Origin of the sequence: Parasphingopyxis sp., from assembly GCF_052168275.1 — a bacterium.
Classification (GTDB): Bacteria; Pseudomonadota; Alphaproteobacteria; order Sphingomonadales; family Sphingomonadaceae; genus Parasphingopyxis.
In genome coordinates, this window is sequence record NZ_JBQLZM010000049.1 from 1 (window position 1) to 5,418 (window position 5,418).

Genomic DNA, 5,418 nt, shown 5'->3' on the forward strand with positions numbered 1-5,418 from the left:
TGCGACGCCGCCACCCTCTCCCGACGCTATGGCTGATGACCGACGAACGGCAGGGCGACCGGCTCTGGCCCGCGCTCCGGGCCTTGCCGCGCGGGAGCGGCGTGATCGTTCGCCACCACAGCCTGACGGGAAAGGAACAGAGCGCCCTCATCGCGCGGATCCGCGCGATCGCGAAGGCGCGGCGGCTGACCCTGATCGTGGCGGGCCCCGCACGGATAGCGCGCGCCGCGCGGGCCGAAGGGTTTCACGCCCGCTCGGCCCGTATCGGCCCGCGCGATCTGCTGCGCACGGTCGCCGTGCATGACGCGCCCGAACTGCAGCTGGCGCACCGCGCGGTCGCCGATCTCATATTCGTGTCGCCGGTCTTTCCCACCGCATCGCATCCGGATGGCCGCTCTCTCGGACGCGCAGGATTGGGCCGGCTCGTCCGCCGGTCCCGTATTCCCGTAATCGCGCTGGGCGGTATGAACGCGCGGCGCGCGCGGTCGCTTCGGCGGTTGGGCATCTACGGCTGGGCGGCGATCGACGCGCTTACGCCGGTCCAATCCTAGAAACGGAAGGCGGTACCGATATAGACGGCTTGGCTGTCGAGCCGTTCGTCATCGGGCTGCTCGAGCCGATGCTGCCGCTGATAGCGGACGCCGCCCGTGATCGCGATATTCCGGGCGATGCTGTAGGAACCGCCGACATCGACTGCGACGCGCTCTTCATTGTCGATCAGGCTCGGTGCCGATTCGGCAGTCGGCCGATCGGCCGAAACCTGCACACGCGTGCTCCAGCGGCGACCCGAATAGCTGAGCCCGACATCCGCGGATTCGCGGGCGCGGCCGGGAATGATTGCATTGTCGACCCGCGCAACATCGCCGGAGATGGCGAAACGCCGCCAGCCGACGGACACGCCGAGATTATAGGCAGAGGGTGTGATCGCCGTGACCCCGTTCAGCGAGGTTTGCGCCATCGCGATCTCCGCGTTGCGCTCGGCCTGGGCCGTGGTCGACGCGCGGGCGCGCACCGCGACCGTCACCGGGCGATCGCCCTGCCGAGACGCCGACGGCGTGAACCGCATGCCCCGGTTCGATATGCCGGCGCGCCGCAAGGCGCGCGCCATCGCAGGATCGCCCGAAGCAGGCGTGAAGGTTCCCATTGTGCCGGGAGCGGTAAGCGAGAGAGAACGGGACTGCGATTCGGCAGCATCCGGCATCGCCGTCAAACCGGCGACAAACAGCGCGGAACCCGCCAAAGCTGCCAATGTGATGCGCCCGTACATTGCCCTGTTATTCTCCCTGCAACATTGCCCTAGCATGAAGAGTCCGAGTCGCACCACTGCCAAGGATGATGAAGAGTCGAATCCATCCCAGTGTTGCGCAACTTCCACAACCCGTTTTCAGACGCCCGGAAAAGGCCGCTTGCGGGTATTGCGCAAGCGTCTATAACCGGCCATCGTTTCGCTTTTATTTCCTCGCAGGTGAGTATCATGTCCCGTTTGCGCAACGCCGCTTTTGCCGCTCTTTTGCCGCTGGCCCTGGCCGCCTGCGGCGGCGGGGACCGCCCGTCCCAGACGCTGGCGCCGGCCCAGATCGCGACGATCGGCGTCAACAGCTATCTCTGGCGCGCGTCGCTCGAAACGCTGTCTTTCATGCCGCTGGCCCAGACCGATTCGTCGGGCGGCGTGATCGTGACCGACTGGTATGCCAACCCGGCAGCACCGACCGAGCGGATGAAGCTGACGGTGACCATTCTCGATACCGATCTTCGCGCGGATGCGCTGTCGGTCGCCGCCTCACGGCAGCTGTATAACGGCACGCAATGGCTCGAAGCGCCGGTTCAGGCCGCGACCGTCCAGCGGCTCGAGGAAATCATCCTCACCCGTGCACGCGAACTGCGCCGCAACACCGTAATCGGCTAAAGCGGCAAACATCATGGCGTCACGCTTCAATCCGCAAGCGGTCGATGCGCGTTGGCAGAAAATCTGGGAAGATACCGGGACTTTCGCCGCCGATACCGCTGCCCCGAAACCGAAAAGCTATGTGCTCGAGATGTTCCCCTATCCCTCGGGACGCATCCATATGGGCCATGTCCGCAACTATACGATGGGCGATGTTCTGGCGCGCTATCGGCGGATGACCGGCCATGAGGTGCTCCACCCGATGGGCTGGGACGCTTTCGGCATGCCTGCCGAAAATGCCGCGATCGAAAAGAAGGTCCATCCCGGCGAATGGACGCGCGCCAATATCGCGGCGATGCGCGACCAGCTGAAAAGGCTGGGCTTCGCGCTCGACTGGACACGCGAACTCGCCACCTGCGAACCCGAATATTACGGCCATGAACAGGCGCTGTTCCTCGATCTCTACGAGGCCGGCCTCGTCTATCGCAAGGAATCGGCGGTCAACTGGGACCCGGTCGACATGACGGTGCTCGCCAACGAGCAGGTAATCGACGGCAAGGGCTGGCGCTCGGGTGCGACGGTCGAGCGGCGCAAGCTGAGCCAGTGGTTCCTCAAGATCACCGATTTTGCGGAGGATCTGCTCGCCGGGCTGGGCGAACTCGATCACTGGCCGGACAAGGTCAAGCTGATGCAGGAAAACTGGATCGGCAAGAGTCGCGGCCTGCGTTTCCGATTCAGGCTGAGCGAACCGATCACCGGCCAGAGCCAGCTCCAGGTCTTCACGACGCGCCCCGACACGATTTTCGGCGCGAGCTTCGTCGCCGTCGCCGCGGATCATCCGCTGGCCGAAGCGGTTGCGGCGAAGGATCCGAAAGCCGCCGCGTTCGTCGCCCAATGCCAGGCCGGCGGCACTTCCGCCGCCGATATCGAAAGCGCCGAAAAGCTGGGTTTCGATACCGGGCTCACCGCCGCCCATCCGTTCGAGCCGGAATGGGCGCTGCCCGTCTATATCGCGAATTTCGTGCTGATGGATTACGGCACCGGCGCGATTTTCGGCGTTCCCGCGCACGATCAGCGCGATATGGATTTTGCGCGCAAATACGGGCTGCCGGTTCGCCGGGTGATTGCCGAAGGGGACGAGACCGCGCCCGAATTCGAGGGCGACGAAGCCTTTTCCGGCGACGGCGCGCTCGTCAATTCGCGCTTTCTCGACGGCATGGACGTCGAAACCGCCAAGGTCGCGGTGATCGCGCGCGCCGAGGAAGAAGGTTGGGGTGAAGGCACGACCGAGTGGCGGCTCCGGGACTGGGGCGTTTCGCGCCAGCGCTACTGGGGCACGCCGATCCCGATCATCCATTGCGCGGAATGCGGCCCGGTCGGCGTTCCCAAGGACCAGCTGCCGGTCGTGCTGCCCGAGGACATCGATTTCGAAACGCCCGGCAATCCGCTCGACCGCCACCCGAACTGGAAGACTGTCGATTGCCCCGAATGCGGCGAGCCGGCCCGGCGCGAGACGGATACGCTCGACACCTTCGTCAACAGCAGCTGGTATTTCATCCGGTTCGCGAGCCAGCCCGACGATAAGCCGTTCGACAAGGCCGAATCCGAGGCCTGGCTGCCCGTCGACCAGTATATCGGCGGCGTCGAACATGCGATCCTGCACCTGCTCTACGCCCGTTTCTGGACCCGCGCGCTCAACCGGATCGGCCGGCTCGACATGAAGGAGCCGTTCGCCGGCCTGTTCACCCAGGGCATGGTGACGCATGAAACCTATCAGCTCGGCGACGGCAGCTGGCTCTCGCCGGACGAAGTGCGCCGCGACGGCAATGACTGGGTCCATATCGAGCAAGGTGAACCGGTAACGGCCGGACGCATCGAGAAGATGTCCAAGTCCAAGAAGAACACCGTCGACCCCGATCCGATCGTCGACCAGTATGGCGCGGACGCGGTGCGCTGGTTCATGCTGTCCGACAGCCCGCCCGAGCGCGACCTGCCCTGGACGGAAGCGGGGATCGAGGGTTCGTGGCGTTTCATCCAGCGGCTCTGGCGGCTGGTCGATGGCAATGAAGCGGGCGCCGGCGAGGATCCGGAACTCGACCGCAAGCTGCATCGGACGATCGCGGGCATGGCCGAGGATATCGGGGCGCTGTCCTTCAACAAGGCGGTCGCCAAGGTCCACGAGCTCGCCAACGCGATCGAGAAAGCCGGGCCCAGCGCCAGCCGCGACGCCGCGATCCGGACGCTGGTTCGGCTGGTCGCGCCGATGGCGCCGCATCTCGCCGAACAGGCCTGGGAGACGCTCGGCGAGGCCGGCCTGGTGGCCGACGCGCCCTGGCCCGAGGCCGATCCCGCGCTGCTCGTCGAGGACGAGGTGACGATCGCGGTGCAGGTCAACGGCAAGCTGCGCGACACGGTCTCCGCGGCGAAGGGCGCGTCCAAGGCCGATCTCGAGGCGCTGGCGCTGGGATCGGAAAAGATCAAACGGCAGCTCGAGGGCGGGACGCCCAAAAAGATTATCGTCGTGCCCGACCGTCTGGTAAACATCGTCGCGTGATCCGCGTGGCCGCCCTTTCGCTGTTGCTGATGATCGTGCTGGCCGCCTGCGGCCTGCGCCCGCTCTATGGCGGCGCGCAATCGCCGGCGCGCGAAACGCTCGGCGCGGTCGAAGTCGGCGGAATTCCGGGCCGCGCGGGCTATCTGATGCGCGGCGCGCTCGAGCAGCGGCTCGGCGCGGCCGGCAACGAGACACCGCGCTACCGGCTCGAAGTCACGCTCGACGACCGGATCGAAGGTTTCGGCGTGCGCGCCGACAATGCGGTGACGCGCGAACGCCGTACCTTGCGGGCGCGGTTCCAGCTGGTCACCGCCGATCGCGGGACGGTGCTGCTCGACGCGACGGCCGGCGCCGATGCCGGTGTCGATGTGGTCAGTTCGGAATATGCGACGATCGCCGCTGAGGACACTGCGCTCGAACGGCTGACCGAACAGGTGGCCGACCAGATCGTCGCCCGGGTCGCGCTCTATGCGACGCGCCGGGCGGAGCAGCGCGCGGCGGAGCCGGCCGCGGAGCTGCCCTAGATGAAGGCCAATCGGGGCCAGGTCGCCCGCGCGCTCTCGGCGCCCGGCGAAGATATCCGTTTCTACCTGCTCTACGGACCCGATCGGTCGGGTTCCGAGGCGCTCGCCGCGCTGCTCGGCAAGGCGATGGGATATGATGGCGAGCGGATCGACTTTTCCGGCCCCGAACTCAAGGCCGATCCGGCGAAACTGGCGGACGAGGCGGCGGCGATCTCGCTGTTCGGCGGCGCGCGCTACATCCGGATCGACCCGGCCGGGGACGAGATCCTCGCGGCGGTCGAGGCGCTGCTGGAATCCGAAAAGGCCGGCAACCCGGTGGTCGCGGTCGCCGGCGCGCTCCGCGCGACGAACAAGCTTGTCAAACTGGCCTTTGCCAGCGACGCCGCCATGGCCTGCGCAAGCTACGCGCCCGAAGGCCGCGACGCCGACCGGCTGGTGATCGAGATGGGCCAGGA

General features: G+C 66.6%; 5 protein-coding genes and 1 pseudogene. 5 read left to right on the forward strand and 1 reads right to left on the reverse strand.

The genetic code is table 11. From position 1 onward, the window contains the following. Positions 1 to 551, forward strand: a 551-nt coding sequence (locus ACTS1X_RS04135) for a thiamine phosphate synthase (protein WP_442613113.1), incomplete at its 5' end; no start/stop codon positions are given. On the opposite strand, the gene ACTS1X_RS04140 is transcribed toward ACTS1X_RS04135, so the two are convergent. Continuing rightward, positions 548 to 1,108, reverse strand: a complete 561-nt coding sequence (locus ACTS1X_RS04140; RefSeq protein ID WP_442613114.1) for a hypothetical protein — start codon at positions 1,106 to 1,108, stop codon at positions 548 to 550. The genes ACTS1X_RS04135 and ACTS1X_RS04140 overlap by 4 nt on opposite strands. A 366-nt stretch (positions 1,109 to 1,474) precedes the next feature. On the opposite strand from ACTS1X_RS04140, the gene ACTS1X_RS04145 reads away from it, so the two are divergent. The 4 genes and pseudogenes from ACTS1X_RS04145 to ACTS1X_RS04160 form a co-directional block, all read left to right on the forward strand. Continuing rightward, positions 1,475 to 1,906 (forward strand): DUF3576 domain-containing protein, encoded by a 432-nt coding sequence (locus tag ACTS1X_RS04145; RefSeq protein ID WP_442613115.1) that lies wholly within the window; start codon positions 1,475 to 1,477, stop codon positions 1,904 to 1,906. Positions 1,907 to 1,919: 13 nt separating this feature from the next. Next, positions 1,920 to 4,439, forward strand: a complete 2,520-nt coding sequence (leuS, locus tag ACTS1X_RS04150; RefSeq protein ID WP_442613116.1) for a leucine--tRNA ligase — start codon at positions 1,920 to 1,922, stop codon at positions 4,437 to 4,439. A 29-nt stretch (positions 4,440 to 4,468) separates the two neighbouring features. Continuing rightward, complete coding sequence (lptE, locus tag ACTS1X_RS04155; protein WP_442613117.1) at positions 4,469 to 4,963, forward strand: LPS assembly lipoprotein LptE; 495 nt, start codon at positions 4,469 to 4,471, stop codon at positions 4,961 to 4,963. Further along, positions 4,964 to 5,418: pseudogene (locus tag ACTS1X_RS04160) on the forward strand (DNA polymerase III subunit delta); the annotation flags it as partial. It abuts the gene before it with no gap.

Bases quoted from the DNA above. Each gene is read 5' to 3' on its own strand.
- ACTS1X_RS04140 (WP_442613114.1), bottom strand. From the start codon at position 1,108: ATGGCGCGCGCCTTGCGGCGCGCCGGCATATCGAACCGGGGCATGCGG.
- ACTS1X_RS04145 (WP_442613115.1), top strand. From the start codon at position 1,475: ATGTCCCGTTTGCGCAACGCCGCTTTTGCCGCTCTTTTGCCGCTGGCC.
- leuS (WP_442613116.1), top strand. From the start codon at position 1,920: ATGGCGTCACGCTTCAATCCGCAAGCGGTCGATGCGCGTTGGCAGAAA.
- lptE (WP_442613117.1), top strand. From the start codon at position 4,469: ATGATCGTGCTGGCCGCCTGCGGCCTGCGCCCGCTCTATGGCGGCGCG.